The organism is Arthrobacter sp. KN11-1C, from assembly GCF_052180225.1.
Lineage (GTDB): Bacteria > Actinomycetota > Actinomycetes > Actinomycetales > Micrococcaceae > Arthrobacter.
On record NZ_CP197467.1, the window covers coordinates 4,118,014 to 4,133,313 of the forward strand.

The window sequence follows — 15,300 nt, forward strand, 5'->3', positions numbered from 1 at the left end:
CGGGCTCAAACCGGCGACCATTTCCCCCGCTGGCGGCGCAGCACGTAAAGGTTCCCTGTGAGTGCCACGCGCTCGACGGCGTCGCGCATCATGGCTGCCGAAGCGCGGGCCTCGCTGTTCTCACCCGAGTAGTCCCGCGGCTCCACCAGGAAGCGGAGGCTGATCTGGGCGACCCCGCCAACAATGTCCAGCTGCTTGGATTCCACGTGGTGCCGGGTTTCCAAGGCCTCGAGCGCAGCGGCCATGACCGACTCCGGCGGATTGCCCGGCTTGAGCCCGGTGATCTTCAACTTGGTCTGGAACGACGGCATCCCTCAACCCTAAACGCTCGCTGTGAGCGAGGGTTTCCCGAAAGACCCATATAGGTGAGCGAGCGTCGAAGGAAACACCCATATAGGTGAGCGAGCGTCGGAGGAAAGACCCATATAGGTGAGCGGGCGTCGGAGGGGACCAACGCCGGCTCACATATCGGGCAAAAGTCGGAAACGCTCGCTCACCTATGGGGCTTTGGGGACCAACGCTCTTCAATGTGAGCCCACTTCCAGATGCCCAACGCGAGAATCCACGCCACGATGAACAGACCCACGATCAGGTATCCGACGGCGTTGAGGTCCAGCCTGCCGATCGCGGCGAGCGGGCCGGTACTGATCCCGGTCCTCTGGACAAGGATCGAAAACAGCTCGACGGAACCGATGCCCAGCGCCACGGCGACCGACAAACCCGTGATCACGATGTTGTAATAGGCCCGTCGAGCAGGCCGGGACAACGCCCACCCATAGGCGAAATTCATGAAGACGCCGTCGACGGAGTCGAGCAAGCTCATTCCAGCGGCAAACAACACCGGCAAGGTCAGGATCGCGTACCAGGGAAGGGTGGAAGCCGCCGCGCCGCCCGCAAGGATCAGCAGGCTTACTTCCGTGGCGGTGTCGAATCCCAGGCCGAACAGCAATCCCACGCCGTAGACCTGCCACGGCCGGCTGATCAGGCGCGTGACCCGGCGGTACAGCCTGTTCAAAAGTCCGATGTTGCCTGAGAGCGCCTCATCCAGTTCGACGGCGGTGTACTCACCTTGGCGCATGCGTCGCACAGTCTTGACGATGCCCAGGAGCACTCCGAGATTCACAATGCCGATGACATAGAGGAACAACCCGGAGACCGTCGTGCCGAACAGCCCGAAGAATGAGTGAAGTTCCGTGCCGGCGGTGCTCGTGTTGTCCGCAAGGGTCCGGATGCCGGCGGCGAGCAAGGCACACATGCCGAAGACAATGCTGGAGTGCCCCAGGGAAAACCAGAATCCCACTGACATCCGCCGGCGGCCGTCGTTGCAGAGTTTCCGGGTGATGTTGTCGATCGCGGCAATGTGGTCCGCGTCGAAGGCGTGCCGCAGGCCGAGGGTGTACGCGGCCAGTCCGAGGCCAACGCCGAAAGCTCCTGCGGGAGCACCGTTGACTCTCGCCGTCACAGCCACGAGTGTGCCCCAACCCGCGGCATGGAGGAACGCGATAAACACCGTCATGCCACCGATCGACACCCGCTCCGGTCGGGTGAGGCCGCCGCGGAAGCCGCTCATTCCGGCTGGTCGCGTAGCCACCGTGTGCTTCATGGTTCGAGCCTCGGGTCCCACATGCGATGCAGAGCGATTGAATGGCCTGCCTATTTAGCGGAAGTATACGCCGGAGTCAAGTTGGGTGGTTGCGCTTTGTCCGGAGCAAGCCTATCTTGGCAACAAGGAGTGCCAGCATGCACGAACTCTCAATCACGCAGAGCCTTGTTGATGCCGTTCTGGAACGTACCGGAGAACGGACGGTCACCGGCGTGAATCTTAGAATTGGACCGCTCTCCGGTGTGCTGCCGGATGCCGTGCGTTTTTGCTTCGACATCGTTTCCGCCGGCACCTCCCTCGCCGGAGCCCAACTGATGATCGATGAACCACGGGGCCTGGCTCGATGCAGGAGCTGTGGCACCGAATTTGAACTAGAGGACCTGATCCTGCTCTGTCCATGCGGAAGCGCCGACGTCGAAGTCCTCAGCGGCCGCGAACTCATGGTGATGTCCGTGGAGGTGGCTTGAGGAATGTGTACAACATGCGGATGCGGCGACGAGACGAACACCAGGGTCTCCACCCTTGACGGAACTCAACCCATCGTGGAGCACCAGCACCCGCATGACCACGAGCACCCGCACGACCACGATCACCCCCATACCCACGAGCCGGTAACCATCACCCTCGAGCAAAACCTGCTGGCCAAGAACGACCTGCTCGCGGCGAGGAACCGTGGCTGGATGGCGGGCCGCGGAATCCGGGCGTTGAACGTGATGAGTTCCCCGGGCGCGGGCAAAACCACCCTCTTGGTCCGGACGCTCACGGACCTCGGCACGCAACTGCAGGCCGGCGTCATCGAAGGGGACCAGGAAACGTCGCTGGACGCGGACCGGATCCGGGCCGTCGGCCGCCCGGTCATCCAGATCAACACTGGAGCAGGCTGCCATCTCGACGCCGACATGCTCCAGCGCGGCCTCGACGCCCTGGATCCGCAGCCTGGCTCGACGGTTTTCGTGGAGAACGTCGGCAACTTGGTATGCCCCGCGCTCTTTGACCTCGGCGAAACCGCCAAGGTCGTGGTCATTTCAGTGACGGAAGGTGATGATAAACCCCGGAAATACCCGCACATGTTCATGGCAGCTGATCTGGTGATCGTCAACAAATCGGACCTGCTCCCCTATGTTGATTTCGACGTCGACGATTGCCTGCGGCAGATCCGGCAGATCAACCCGCACGCTGATTTCCTGGTCCTCTCCGCCACCACCGGTGACGGCCTCGCCGCTTGGTATGACTGGCTAGACGGCTCCACATCCCGGTCAGAATCCTTGACTGAATCTCTATCAGACGCACATTGAGCCCGATTCGGGCCGCTGAAAGAGGCAACGATGCCTACCGAAACTTCCCTCAAGGCCGAAGAAACCCTCATCCACGTGCTGTGGATCAACGCCGGACTCAGTTGCGACGGCGATTCGGTCGCCTTGACGGCGGCCACCCAACCCAGCGTCGAGGAGATCGCGCTCGGCGCGCTGCCCGGCCTGCCCCGCATCGCGATGCATTGGCCCCTGATCGACTTCGAATGTGGCCCCCAGGAGGGAGCCGACGATTTCCTGGAATGGTTCCGGAAGGCCGACCGCGGCGAACTGGAACCGTTTGTCCTGGTGGTCGAGGGATCCATCCCCAACGAAAAACTGCACGACGACGGCGGCTACTGGTGCGGGTTCGGAAACGACGTGAATACCGGCCAGCCGATTACGACGAGCGAGTGGTTGGACCGCCTCGCCCCGAAAGCCACCGCGATCATCGCGGCAGGAACATGCGCAACGTACGGCGGCATCCATGCCATGGCGGGAAACCCGACAGGCGCCATGGGAGTCCCTGACTACCTGGGTTACAACTGGAAGTCCAAGGCCGGGATCCCGATCGTTTGCGTCCCGGGCTGCCCCATCCAGCCGGATAACCTCTCCGAAACCATGACCTACTTGCTGTACCAGGCCACGGGACAGGCTCCGATGATTCCGTTGGATGACGCGCTGCGGCCCACCTGGCTGTTTGGCAAGACAGTCCACGAAGGCTGCGACCGGGCCGGCTACTACGAACAAGGCGACTTCGCCACCGAATACGGCTCCCCCAAATGCATCGTCAAGCTGGGATGCTGGGGTCCCGTGGTCAAGTGCAACGTGCCCAAGCGCGGCTGGATGAACGGAATCGGCGGTTGCCCGAACGTCGGCGGCATCTGCATCGGCTGCACCATGCCGGGCTTCCCGGACAAGTTCATGCCGTTCATGGACGAGCCTCCCGGCGGCAAGCTCTCCACCACCTCCATCAAGCCGTACGGATCCGCCATCCGGGCTCTTCGGCACATCACCACGCACACCCTGGACCAGGAGCCGAAGTGGCGCCGGCCCGGACGCGAGCTCCTCACTGGCGCGAAGCGCACTTGGTAACCCCCCCTCTTCCAGACAGGCGAAGCACAATGACCTCCACTATTCCCATGAATTCCGGGAGCGAAACGGGCAACAACAACCTCGTGGAGATGAACTGGGACCCGATTACCAGGATCGTCGGCAGCCTCGGCATCTACACCAAGATCGATTTCGCGAACAACCAGGTGGTGGAATGCAAGAGCACCTCCTCGATCTTCCGTGGCTACTCCATCTTCATGAAGGGCAAGGACCCGCGGGACGCCCACTTCATCACGAGCCGCATCTGCGGGATCTGCGGCGACAACCACGCCACCTGCTCCTGTTACGCACAAAACATGGCCTACGGAGTGAAGCCCCCGAACCTGGGCGAGTGGATCGTGAACCTCGGCGAAGCCGCCGAGTACATGTTCGACCACAACATCTTCCAGGAAAACCTCGTCGGTGTGGACTACTGCGAAAAGATGGTGTCCGAAACCAACCCCGGGGTCCTGGCCAAGGCCGAGAACACCCGCGCACCGCACGAAGCCGAACACGGCTACCGCACCATCGCGGACATCATGCGCTCCCTGAACCCGTTCACCGGCGAGTTCTACCGCGAAGCACTCCAGGTCAGCCGGGCCACGCGCGAGATGTTCTGCCTCATGGAGGGCCGCCACGTCCACCCCTCGACGCTCTACCCGGGCGGCGTGGGAACGGTCGCCACGATCCAGCTGATGACGGACTACATCACCCGACTCATGCGCTACGTCGAGTTCATGAAGAAGGTCGTCCCCATGCATGACGACCTGTTCGATTTCTTCTACGAAGCGCTCCCCGGCTACGAACAAGTAGGCCTGCGCCGTACCCTCCTCGGCTGTTGGGGTTCCCTGCAGGATCCGGACTACTGCAACTTCGAGTACAAGGACATGACGCAGTGGGGCCGGAAGATGTTCGTCACCCCCGGCGTCGTTGTGGACGGGAAACTGGTCACCACTGACCTGGTGCGCATCAACCTGGGCATCCGGATCATGCTTGGCTCCTCGTATTACGAGGACTGGGAAGACCAGGAGATGTTCGTGACGCACGATCCCCTCGGCAATCCGGTGGACCGCCGTCACCCGTGGAACCAGCACACCAACCCGAGGCCGCAAAAGCGCGATCTCGCCGAGAAGTACAGCTGGGTCATGTCTCCGCGGTGGTTTGACGGCCAGGACAACCTGGCGCTCGACACCGGCGGCGGACCGCTGGCCCGCCTCTGGGCAACAGCGCTGGCCGGGCTGGTTGATATCGGCTACATCAAATCCACCGGAAAGAGCGTGCAAATCAACTTGCCGAAGACCGCGCTGAAGGGCCCTGTGTCCTTCGAGTGGAACATCCCGCAGTGGAGCAACACCATCGAGCGCAACCGTGCCCGCACGTATTTCCAGGCTTATGCCGCTGCGGCCGCCCTGCACTTCGCGGAGAAGGCCCTGGAAGAGATCCGCGCAGGCCGGACCAAGACCTGGGAAACCTTCACGGTCCCGGAGGAAGCCATCAGTTGCGGCTTCACCGAGGCAGTGCGGGGTGTCCTGTCCCACCACATGGTGATCCGGGACGGCAAGATCGCCAACTACCACCCTTATCCTCCGACTCCCTGGAACGCCAGCCCCACGGACTCCTCCGGAACCGCCGGCCCGTACGAGGACGCTGTCCAAGGACAACCGATCTTCGAGGAGAACGACCGGGAGCATTTCAAAGGCATCGACATCATGCGCACGGTCCGCAGCTTCGATCCGTGCCTTCCGTGCGGCGTCCACATGTATTTGGGCAACGGCCAGACCTTGGACATGCTGCACTCCCCCACCCAGACCCTGACTGGAGAGTAAGCACGCCATGCACGGCGGGGACCGGGCGCAGCAGGCGGGCGACAGAATCAGCACCCTCCTCGACGGCCTCGGCGCCGGCGGAGCTGTTGCCCGCGGACGCGCCGAGGACCTCGTGCGGGAGCTGACTGACCTCTACGGCGCCGGACTCGAGCGGATCCTGGAAATCCTCGATGAGCAGGGAAAGCTCGACGGCGACACTCTCGGCGCGTTGGCCGCGGACGAACTCGTCGCCGGGCTCCTGATCATCCACGGGCTGCACCCGCAGAACCTGGAACAACGGGTGGCCGCGGCGCTCGACAGCGTCCGCCCGTACCTCGGTTCGCATGGCGGCGACGTGGAGTTGTTGGACATCAACCCCGACGGCGTGGTGCGGCTGAAGCTGCTCGGCACCTGCCAGGGCTGCCCGTCGTCGTCGGTCACGCTCAAGTACGCCGTCGAGGAGGCGATCGAAACCGCGGCCCCCGAAGTGACCTCGATCGAAGTGGTCGAGGAGGAAAAGCACGCCGCCACTCCGGCGCTCATCCCCGTGGAGGCACTGTTGGTGCGGGTCGCCGATCACGGGCCCGCCGCCGTCGGGCACGGTGCCCAACACGAGCTTTCCGGCTCGTGGGAGCCCGTGCCCGAAATCGCGGGCCTGGAGCCCGGCGAGGTTGCCGGCTTCCTGGTGCGCGATTACGCGGTGCTGGCCTGCCGGACCGGCCAGGATGTGTACGCCTACCGGGACTATTGCCCACGGTGCATGGGCCCCATGAAAGGCGCGGCCCTCCAGCGCGCGCTCGCGGCACCCACCGGCGGGGGCCTGCTGCGCTGTCCCACCTGCCGAGGCCACTACGACGTGCGTCGCGCGGGCGCCTGCCTTGAAGACAAGTCCCTGCACCTGGATCCCCTGCCGCTGTTGGTCCGCGACGGCGTGATGTCAGTGGCCGTCCCGGCGACCTCCGGGCACGGAGGCTGACATGGCCGGAACGAGTGCGAGCGGATTGCCGGTTGCCTTGCTGCGGAAGATCGCTTCGGTGCGGCCTGCGCCTGTCGTCGGCGAGCGCTGCGAAATGTGCGGGGAACCCATCCCGGACGAGCATCAGCATGTGGTGGACATCGAGAGCCATGCCATGATGTGCACCTGCCGGCCTTGTTATCTCCTCTTCACCGACAGCACGGCGCACTTGCGCTACCGTTCCGTCCCGGACAGGTACCTCTCCTTCCCCGACTTCGAATTGGGTCCGGGTCAATGGGATGAGCTGGAGATTCCCGTAGGGTTGGCGTTCTTTTTCCGGAGCTCCAAGCTCGACAGGACGGTCGCCTTCTACCCAGGGCCCGCGGGCGCGACGGAATCCGAGCTTCCCCTCGATGCCTGGGACGCGGTGCTGGCCCGCAATCCCGCGCTTTCCGCGGCGGCTCCGGACACCGAAGCGCTCCTGATCCGGGGCCCCGGCACCGAACGTCCGCTGGCAGACTGCCATCTGGTCCCCGTGGACGCGTGCTACGAACTGGTCGGGCACCTGCGGCGCGTCTGGCGGGGGTTCGACGGCGGACAGGAGGCCCGCGAACAACTCGCCGGCTTCTTCGAGCGGGTCAGCTCGCGAAGCAAACCTCTCCGTGAAGGCAACCGGGGCCGCGACGGCAACCGCATGTCCGTGCCGGGAGGCCCGCAATGACGGACCTCGCCTTCACCGTGCTGGACCTCCAGCCCGAGCCCTACGCCGCCGCACCGCAATTGACGGCCCGGCTGCGGGTGACTGAATCCACGGGCGCCGAGGTGCATGCCATCGCGCTCCGCTGCCAGGTACGCATCCTCCCCCAGCGCCGCGGCTACGCGCCGGAGGAGGAACCTGGCCTGCTCGACATGTTCGGCGAGCGCGGCCGGTGGCCCACCACGCTGAAGTCATTCCTGTGGCTGCAGTGCAGCACCATGGTGCAGGGATTCACCGGTGCCGCCGACGTCGACCTCGCCCTCCCGTGCACCTTTGACTTCGACGTGGCCGCCTCGAAGTACCTCCACGCCCTGCGCGACGGCGAGATCCCGCTCGAGTTCCTGTTCTCCGGCACCGTGTTCACGAAGGGCATCACGGGATTCGGCGTGGAACAAGTGCCCTGGGACCTGGAGGCGTCCTACCGTCTGCCGGTCGCCGCGTGGCGTCAGTTGATGGACTTGTATTTCCCCAACACAGGGTGGATCCGCCTGGACCGTGACGTGCTGGCGGCCCTGTCGCAGTACAAATCCGCACGGGGCTTGACCTCCTGGGACGCGACAGTGGAGGCATTGCTTTCCGGCAACGCCGCGGTGGCGGGAGAACCCCTGCCATGAATATGAGCCTGAGCCTTGCACGCGCCGTCGCCGACGCCGTCCTCTACGAGGGCTACTTGCTGTACCCGTACCGCGCGTCCTCGCAGAAGAACCAATCGCGCTGGCAGTTCGGCATCCTCGGGCCGCCGGGCGCCGCCTTGGCAGGGACGGGCGAAGAAGCGGACATGTTCGCCGACTGCCTCCTCAGCCCGGGCCCGCTGGCCGCAGTGGAGGTCCACCTCCGCTTCCTGCAGCTCCAGACCCGCACAACGGAAAAAGCGGACGACGGCGGAGGGTTCCGTCCCGTGGACGAGCTCACCATCGGGGCCAAGCGTTGGCTGAGCTGGGACGAAGCGATTGAGCAGGAAGTCGCATTCGGGCCGTTTTCCGTGGCCGAGCTGATGGAAGAGCCCTTGGTTCTGCCCGTCGAGATCGCGGGCGGCACCGACGTCGAAGGCTTGAACGCTTCCGGTTTGGGCGCTGTCAGCGTCGATCCGGACGCGGCGCCGCTCGCAGGCCGCCTGGTGCGCCGCCGTCGTGCGCTCCACGGGGAAGTGCGGCTGGAGGCCACCGACGTCGGGAATGGACTGGTGCGTTTGCGGGTGACAGCGATGAACACAGCGAGTGCGCTGCCAGAGCCGATCGGGAAGCAGGACGCCATCGCCGTCTCGTTCATAGGAACGCACCTGCTCTTGAGCGCACACGATGCCGATTTCGTTTCGCTGCTCGAACCCCCGGACGAGGCACTCCACGCTGCGCAATCTTGCGCCCAACACCGTTGCTGGCCCGTGCTTGCGGGTCCGGAGGGGCAACGCGACGTACTGCTTGTCTCGCCGATTATTCTTTACGACCATCCGGCGGTGGCCCCCGAAAGTTCAGTCGCCTTGTACGACTCCACTGAGATCGACGAAATCCTGACGCTTCGGGTGTTGACGCTCACGGAGGAAGAAAAGGCCGAGGCCCGGGCCACGGACCCGCGCGCGGCGGCGATCATCGACCGATGCGAGGCCATGTCCCCCGAAGAACTGCAGCAACTCCACGGAATCCTGCGCAATCCCCATTCCCTGGCCGAACCGGCGCTCGCGGAGCCGCTGCTCGACGGGCCGTCGTTTGGAGAACCGCTCTTCGATTGGCCGGAGGCCAAGACTCCGGGAAGCTCCGGTGCCGCCGACGACCTGCCCTGGTGGGAGCCCGAGGCGGAGGCAAGAGTCCAGCCGGAAGCGGACGCCGTCGTGATCAACGGGGTTCCGGTGGCGCGCGGCAGCCGGGTGCGGGTCAACCCGCGGAGGCGGGCGGATGCGCAGGACCTGTTCTTCGCCGGCCAAACCGGCAGGGTCACGAGCGTGCATTTCGACGTCGACGGCAGCACCCATGTGGGTTTGGTGCTTGAGCAGGATCCCGCCGCGGATCTCCACGAAGGCTACGGCAGGTCCTTCTACTATGCGCCCGATGAGCTTGAACCGTTGGAGCCGCTTGAAACACTTGGACCGCTGCCGCCCGGCAGCCATCCCGAAACACAGGAGGGAAAGGAAGGCCCGTGATGAGGGTTATTGGAATGGCCACCGTCTGGCTGCTGGCCGCTGTGGGTCTTGGCGCCGTCTATGTGGGACTTCGTTCGATCCCGGACATCCAGCGCTACATGAAGGTGCGCCGGATGTGAATCCGCTGCCTGCTGAAGCGTCTGCGCCGCAGGCGGCAGCCCGGGTCCTGGTGGCGGGCGTGGGCAATATTTTCCTGCGCGACGACGGGTTCGGCCCCGAGGTGGCACGGCGGCTGGCGTCCGAGTCCAAGCTGTTGACGTCCGATGTACGCGTGGTGGACTACGGCATTCGCGGGATGCACTTGGCCTACGACTTGCTCGACGATGTGGACGTCCTGGTCCTGGTGGACGCCGTGCCGTCTTCTGCTGCGTCGTCTTTGGAAGACGGGGAGCAGCCGGATTCCGCGGCGGGAAGCATCCGCGTGATGAGAATCCGCCCGGAGGATCTGGACGGCCGCGCGGCATTGGACCCGCACGGCATGAACCCCGCAGCCGTGCTGGGCCGGCTTCGCACGCTCGGCGGCGAATTGCCCACCACCTACCTCGTCGGCTGCGTGCCGGCGGATGTGAGCGAGGGAATCGGATTGTCGGAACCAGTGTCTGCGGCCGTGCCAGAGGCCGTTGCCGCCGTCGTTTCCGTCCTCGCCCGCCACGCGCCCATCCATCCATCCGTCACGGCGTAAGGGAGAACCCACCATGTGTCTTGGAATACCCGGCCAGGTCATCGAGCTTCTTGAGGGCTACGGCAACCAACTCGCGCTGGTGGATGTGGCTGGCGTGCAGCGGAAGATCAACATCGGGCTCCTGGACGAAGGCCCGCTGGAACCCGGTACCTGGGTCCTTATCCACATGGGTTTCGCCCTGGAGCGCGTGGATGCCGCGGGCGCGGAACGAGCCTTTGGTGGCCTGGAGTTGATGGGCCAGCCACGGGAGCCGTTTCAGCCTTAGGATGCTCCAGTTCTGAAGAAGGTGGCGGTGTTCACGGCCTTTATCTCGATTGACCTGTTCGGGCCCTCAGGAGCGCCCACACGATGGCCGAGAAGGCCAGGACCATGACTCCGACGGGAATAAGGGCGGCCGACCAATCCATAACTCCGGTGATCGCTGAGAGTGCCGCACCTCCGCCGACAATGAGGATACCCGCGACTAAGAGGGACACCCCGATCCGTTTCCAGGCTTTTGCATCATGTTCGCTCAGTGAAGCGGGGCTGACATTCGCCGCGGACGCGGGCTCGAATAGTTGGGACAATCCCATGCCAAGGAACATGCTGTAAAGGGTGGGAGTCGGACTCCGCTGCGGGTTGGCGATGCTCAGAATCAGGAACACCAGCCCCATTCCGCCTATGGCAGCGGAGAAAGCGTATTTCCATCGACGGCGCGTCAACACCAGACGATCCCGCCTGCTCCGACCGATCAGGATGACTACCCCGGTTGACCCGAGAAACACGTGGGCGACGGCTACTAAGAATCGCATCAGGGGGTCGACGACTGGTCCAACCACCAGCCACATCAGCGACGCCACGGCGATCCCGATGATCATCACGCCTGCCGCGACCCTGGCTCTTGACTGCCAGCTTTGATTGTTTGCGGCAGCGTCAGGTCCCGTTAAGTTCTGCATCTAGTGTTCGAGCGCGATCGCGGCGCCGCGATGTTCAACGCCGGTGTTGGCGATCGTGAGATGGCGGGCCGTGAAGTGCTTTAACTGCTGGAGCTGGTGCGGAGTCAGCCGGTCGCACACCCAGTCCCAGTGCAGCGAGACGGTGTCGCCAACGCTCAGCCCGGCGATGAACCCGGTTCCATTGACGGCGAACTTGGCCGTTTCCACCACGGGTTCACCCACGCCCAGCGCCACACCGTCCCACACGAGCGGCCTCGAACTGACCACGGCCTCGTCGCCTGTGATGGCCAGGACCTCGCCCCAGCGGATACGGCACCGGTCGAGCACGTTCAAAGCGGTTGCGTAGCGCCGCTCGTCACGGAGCAGTCCCAGCCAGGGATAGATCTCGAAGACATGGAAGCTGTGGTGCGGTACTCCGCCTGCCAGGACGCCTTCGACCAAGTGCGGGAACTGCAAGCCGGTTCGGGCCCGGAAGCGGTCTTCCATGGAGTTCCCGATGTTCTTGATGCCGACGGAATCCAACAGGCTGTTGCCCACCCAATAGGCCTCCACCACCCGGGCATCGAGCGGATCGGCTATCCCGGTGGAACCTGCAATGAGTTCAAGGTACGGCCAAGCCCCCGCGAAGCCCTTGGCGAGTTGCCGCAGTCCTTGATCGGTGACTCCTGATTGGCCGTAGTGGAGCAGCGCATCGCTGTCCGGGGGCCCGCAACTGCCCCGGGCATTCGGCGGATAAGCGTAGCGGACGAACAACTGCGCACCATCGACGATCATCGCGTGGCCACCTTCTACAAGGGTCTCTTGAAAGTAGCACCGGGGCACACCCGGAACAAGGGATTCGCGGTCCTTCGCAGCCCCAAAATCGTTGACACCCAAACCCTACGAGCGGATGCTGTGAAGACCGACGCACTGAGGGGTCAGACCATGGGAACCTCCGAGCTAGACCGCCGCACAGCCCTCCAGCTCCTCATGGCTGGCGGCTCCGCCGCGTTCCTCGCCGGATGCAGCAGCCCAGCCGGCTCCGCGTCGCCGTCGTCCGTTTCCGCACCACCGTCAGGTACCGCCGCGCCTTCCACTGCGAGTATCAGCGTGACGGACCAGCGCGGCAAGACAGCGACCTTTGCCCGTCCCGTGACGCGGGTGGTCACCATCCCGATGCCGGCGGCGTCGCTCCTTGTCGCCGTCGACCAAAGCTCGGATCACTTGGCCGCGATGCACAACGTTTCGTGGGTGGCCATGCGCGACGGCGTCATGGGCACCATGTTTCCGCACGCCCTCGACATCCCGCACGACATCGCCGCGCAGGATTTCACGCCGAATGTGGAAAGCGTCCGCGCCCTCAATCCCGATGTCGTCATCCAGTGGTCGGATGCGCAACTCGTCGAACCGCTCGAGAAAGCCGGGCTCACCGTCATTGGCCTGAAGAATACGGGCACCCAGCAGGACGTCGATGCCTGGATCACGATATTCGCCGCCATGTTGGGGAAACCCGAGCGTGCCGTCCAGATCAAGGCCCGGAGCGACGAGGAACTGGCCGCCATCACGTCCCAAGCGGCAGCACGGACCGGCAAGGGCCCCAGCGTCCTGTACTTCAACAGGTTCACGGGCGGCCTCAAAGTTGCCGGCGCCAACAGCTACAACGACTTCTACATCAAGCTGGTCGGGGCCACCAACCCTGCCACGGGAAAGGACCCGCTGCCGGGCTCCGGGATGATCGGCCTGGACGTGGAACAGGTGCTCAAGTGGGATCCTGAAGTCATTCTGCTCGGCAATTTCGACAATGCGATGCCTCAAGACATCTATTCAGACCCCGTATGGGGGAACGTTTCCGCCGTGCGTTCCCGCCGGGTCTACAAAGTGCCTCTCGGCGGGTATCGCTGGGATCCCCCCGGCCAGGAATCGCCGCTGATGTGGCATTGGCTCGCCGACATTGCCTTCCCCCAGGACAAGTCTCCGCTCCGAAGCAAGGTCAGCGACTACTTCCGCTTCCTGTACAACCACGAGCCCACGGCGGACGAACTGAACAAAATCCTCTGGACTTCCAACAACAGCGCCTCCGCCAACTACCAGCAATTCAATGCTTGATGAATCCAGCCCTCCCCGCCTGCGTCACCACCCCAAGCAACGCGGCCCGAACCGCGGCGGCCCGGGCCGCGAGCGCCGTCGTACACCCCTCGCGCGTGAACGGACCAGGCCTGGACCTCGCGACAAGCGGCGCGAATCCGCCGTCGTCGTGCCCGTCGGCCTGGCCGCCCTGTTCCTCGTCGCGGCAGCGCTGGTCGCGCTCGCCGTGGGCCGCTACAGCGTACCGCTGGGTCACGTCGTCGAGATCCTGGCCTCGCGGCTGGCCCCGTTCCCCAACGATGCGAACGGCACGGAGCAGAACGTCGTGTTGCTTGTCCGGATGCCCCGGATCCTGCTCGCCGCACTGGTGGGCGGCGGACTGGCGCTCGGCGGCGCAGCCCTGCAGGCCGTTTTCCGCAACCCTCTGGTCAGCCCGGAAATCATCGGAGTCTCGGCCGGAGCCTCGTTCGGAGGGGCGCTCGCCTTGCTCCTGGGCCTGGAGTCCGCGCTCCTGGTCACCGGGTCCTTTGCGTTCGGCCTGATCGCCCTCGCAACGTTGTTCCTGATCACCTCTGGCCGCGGGGGCACGCCCATGCTGATGGTTGTGCTTGGTGGTGTGGTCACAGGATCGTTTTTCTCGGCCCTCGTCGCCTTGGTGACATATGTGGCCGATCCCAACACCACGCTGCCCGCCATCGTTTTCTGGCTGCTCGGCAGCGTAGCCACGGCTACCTACACCAAAGTGTTGGTGGCCGTGATCCCCATCCTGGGTGGCGCCGTCGTACTCCTCGCCTTGCGCTGGCGGATCAATGTGCTGTCTTTGGGCGACGACGACGCCGCGGCCTTGGGCGTGCGGCCGCGTCCCCTGCGTTGGGTGGTGCTGCTTGCGGTGGCCCTGATCGTGGCCGGAGCCGTCGCCGTCAGCGGCGCGGTGAGCTGGGTGGGGCTTGTGATTCCGCACCTTGCCCGCATGTGGGTTGGGCCAGACCACCGGGTGCTCCTTCCCGTATCCTTCCTGCTCGGCGCCGCCTATGTCGTCCTGGTGGACACCGTGGCCCGCACGGCGACCGCCGGCGAAATACCGCTGGGGGTTCTCACCGCGCTGATCGGCGCACCCGTGTTCTTCGTGCTCCTTCGCCGCAACCGGGACAGGATCTGGGAAAGTGCTTGAGCTGGAGCGTGTGGGCTTTGGCTACAACCCGCGGCACTGGGTCTTTCGGGACGTGAGCTTCGCGGTGTCCCCGGGCACGGCGACCGCCGTGTTGGGGCCGAACGGAAGCGGCAAGACCACCTTGGTCCGGTGCGCTGCCGGGCTGCTGTCGCCCGTGGAAGGTGTGGTTCTCCGCGAGCAGAGCGCGGGGTTCGTGCCCCAGGCACATGGCAGCGCCTTCGCCTACCGCGCCCTCGACATGGTGCTGATGGGGCGGGCGCGGCATGTTGGCGTCTTCCGCACGCCGGGCCATACCGATCGCGCCGCAGCCCTGGACGCAATGGAACGGGTGGGCGCCGCCGAGCTGCAAGACCGGCTCTTCCCCACTTTGAGCGGCGGCGAGCAGCAGCTGGTCCTGATCGCCCGGGCCATCGCTGCGGGCTCACCCCTTCTGGTGCTCGACGAGCCGGTCACAGGACTCGACCTGAAGAATCAGGTGCGGGTCCTGACGCTGCTGCGCGAACTCATGGCCGATGGCATGGCGTTGCTCCTGAGCACCCATCATCCGGACCATGCGATGCACCTTGCCAGTCAGGTGGTCCTCTTGGGCCGCACCGGCGCGCGCGCTGGCCGCGCCGCCGAGTTGCTGACCGACGTCGAACTCTCGCGCCTCTATGGCGTTCCCGTCAGTACCCTGTCCTATTCCGACGACGGCGTGCCCCGCATGACGATCGTGGTGGATTACGGCCCGGAAGTGAGCGCGCGATCCGGAAAACACGCACATAGGTGAGCGGGGGTCTGGCACCCCCAACGCCCGCTCACCTATCGGGCCAA

Annotated in this window: 18 protein-coding genes; 14 read left to right on the top strand and 4 right to left on the bottom strand. The window is 64.8% G+C overall.

Annotated elements, in window-relative coordinates:
• Positions 1 to 5: 5 nt before the first annotated feature.
• Positions 6 to 311, bottom strand: coding sequence for a hypothetical protein (locus ACSBOX_RS19215; protein WP_078106684.1), 306 nt, complete (start codon positions 309 to 311; stop codon positions 6 to 8).
• Between the two features lie 182 nt (positions 312 to 493).
• Complete coding sequence (locus ACSBOX_RS19220; RefSeq protein WP_442543897.1) at positions 494 to 1,591, bottom strand: HoxN/HupN/NixA family nickel/cobalt transporter; 1,098 nt, start codon at positions 1,589 to 1,591, stop codon at positions 494 to 496.
• 149 nt (positions 1,592 to 1,740) lie between these two features.
• Between ACSBOX_RS19220 and ACSBOX_RS19225 the strand changes: the two genes are divergently transcribed.
• Genes ACSBOX_RS19225 through ACSBOX_RS19275 form a run of 11 tightly spaced genes read left to right on the top strand, consistent with a single transcriptional unit; the run spans position 1,741 to position 10,582 of the window.
• Positions 1,741 to 2,070, top strand: coding sequence for a hydrogenase maturation nickel metallochaperone HypA/HybF (locus ACSBOX_RS19225; protein ID WP_442543898.1), 330 nt, complete (start codon positions 1,741 to 1,743; stop codon positions 2,068 to 2,070).
• 3 nt (positions 2,071 to 2,073) lie between these two features.
• On the top strand, positions 2,074 to 2,898 hold the full coding sequence (gene hypB / locus ACSBOX_RS19230) for a hydrogenase nickel incorporation protein HypB (RefSeq protein WP_442543899.1): 825 nt from the start codon (positions 2,074 to 2,076) through the stop codon (positions 2,896 to 2,898).
• Positions 2,899 to 2,928: 30 nt separating this feature from the next.
• Positions 2,929 to 3,987, top strand: a complete 1,059-nt coding sequence (locus ACSBOX_RS19235) for a hydrogenase expression protein HypE (protein WP_442543900.1) — start codon at positions 2,929 to 2,931, stop codon at positions 3,985 to 3,987.
• Positions 3,988 to 4,016: 29 nt separating this feature from the next.
• The gene (locus tag ACSBOX_RS19240; protein WP_442543901.1) at positions 4,017 to 5,810 is read left to right on the top strand and encodes a nickel-dependent hydrogenase large subunit; all 1,794 of its coding nucleotides are present in this window, start codon (positions 4,017 to 4,019) and stop codon (positions 5,808 to 5,810) included.
• 7 nt (positions 5,811 to 5,817) lie between these two features.
• Positions 5,818 to 6,765, top strand: coding sequence for a NifU family protein (locus ACSBOX_RS19245; protein ID WP_442543902.1), 948 nt, complete (start codon positions 5,818 to 5,820; stop codon positions 6,763 to 6,765).
• 1 nt (position 6,766) lies between these two features.
• Positions 6,767 to 7,465, top strand: coding sequence for a DUF5947 family protein (locus tag ACSBOX_RS19250; protein WP_442543903.1), 699 nt, complete (start codon positions 6,767 to 6,769; stop codon positions 7,463 to 7,465).
• Positions 7,462 to 8,115 carry a DUF6084 family protein gene (locus tag ACSBOX_RS19255; protein WP_442543904.1) on the top strand — a complete coding sequence of 218 codons (654 nt, stop codon included), beginning with the start codon at positions 7,462 to 7,464 and terminating at the stop codon, positions 8,113 to 8,115. The genes ACSBOX_RS19250 and ACSBOX_RS19255 overlap by 4 nt, the downstream gene beginning before the upstream one ends.
• Positions 8,112 to 9,635 (top strand): hypothetical protein, encoded by a 1,524-nt coding sequence (locus ACSBOX_RS19260; protein ID WP_442543905.1) that lies wholly within the window; start codon positions 8,112 to 8,114, stop codon positions 9,633 to 9,635. Before ACSBOX_RS19255 ends, ACSBOX_RS19260 begins: the two co-directional genes overlap by 4 nt.
• Complete coding sequence (locus ACSBOX_RS19265) at positions 9,635 to 9,754, top strand: DUF6893 family small protein (RefSeq protein WP_028265800.1); 120 nt, start codon at positions 9,635 to 9,637, stop codon at positions 9,752 to 9,754. Before ACSBOX_RS19260 ends, ACSBOX_RS19265 begins: the two co-directional genes overlap by 1 nt.
• Positions 9,751 to 10,317 (top strand): hydrogenase maturation protease, encoded by a 567-nt coding sequence (locus ACSBOX_RS19270; protein ID WP_442543906.1) that lies wholly within the window; start codon positions 9,751 to 9,753, stop codon positions 10,315 to 10,317. Before ACSBOX_RS19265 ends, ACSBOX_RS19270 begins: the two co-directional genes overlap by 4 nt.
• A 13-nt stretch (positions 10,318 to 10,330) precedes the next feature.
• Positions 10,331 to 10,582: a HypC/HybG/HupF family hydrogenase formation chaperone gene (locus ACSBOX_RS19275; protein ID WP_442543907.1), complete on the top strand. Its 252-nt coding sequence runs from the start codon at positions 10,331 to 10,333 to the stop codon at positions 10,580 to 10,582.
• Positions 10,583 to 10,622: 40 nt separating this feature from the next.
• Here ACSBOX_RS19275 and ACSBOX_RS19280 read toward each other — a convergent pair whose 3' ends face one another.
• Positions 10,623 to 11,177, bottom strand: a complete 555-nt coding sequence (locus ACSBOX_RS19280) for a hypothetical protein (RefSeq protein ID WP_442543908.1) — start codon at positions 11,175 to 11,177, stop codon at positions 10,623 to 10,625.
• 75 nt (positions 11,178 to 11,252) lie between these two features.
• Complete coding sequence (locus ACSBOX_RS19285; protein ID WP_442543909.1) at positions 11,253 to 12,026, bottom strand: DUF6390 family protein; 774 nt, start codon at positions 12,024 to 12,026, stop codon at positions 11,253 to 11,255.
• A gap of 3 nt (positions 12,027 to 12,029) precedes the next feature.
• Between ACSBOX_RS19285 and ACSBOX_RS19290 the strand changes: the two genes are divergently transcribed.
• The 3 genes from ACSBOX_RS19290 to ACSBOX_RS19300 are packed head-to-tail and all read left to right on the top strand — an operon-like array spanning position 12,030 to position 15,256.
• Positions 12,030 to 13,337 (top strand): ABC transporter substrate-binding protein, encoded by a 1,308-nt coding sequence (locus ACSBOX_RS19290; protein ID WP_442543910.1) that lies wholly within the window; start codon positions 12,030 to 12,032, stop codon positions 13,335 to 13,337.
• Positions 13,330 to 14,487, top strand: coding sequence for a FecCD family ABC transporter permease (locus ACSBOX_RS19295; protein WP_442543911.1), 1,158 nt, complete (start codon positions 13,330 to 13,332; stop codon positions 14,485 to 14,487). Before ACSBOX_RS19290 ends, ACSBOX_RS19295 begins: the two co-directional genes overlap by 8 nt.
• Positions 14,480 to 15,256, top strand: a complete 777-nt coding sequence (locus ACSBOX_RS19300) for an ABC transporter ATP-binding protein (RefSeq protein WP_442543912.1) — start codon at positions 14,480 to 14,482, stop codon at positions 15,254 to 15,256. Before ACSBOX_RS19295 ends, ACSBOX_RS19300 begins: the two co-directional genes overlap by 8 nt.
• The last annotated feature ends 44 nt before the right edge of the window (positions 15,257 to 15,300 follow it).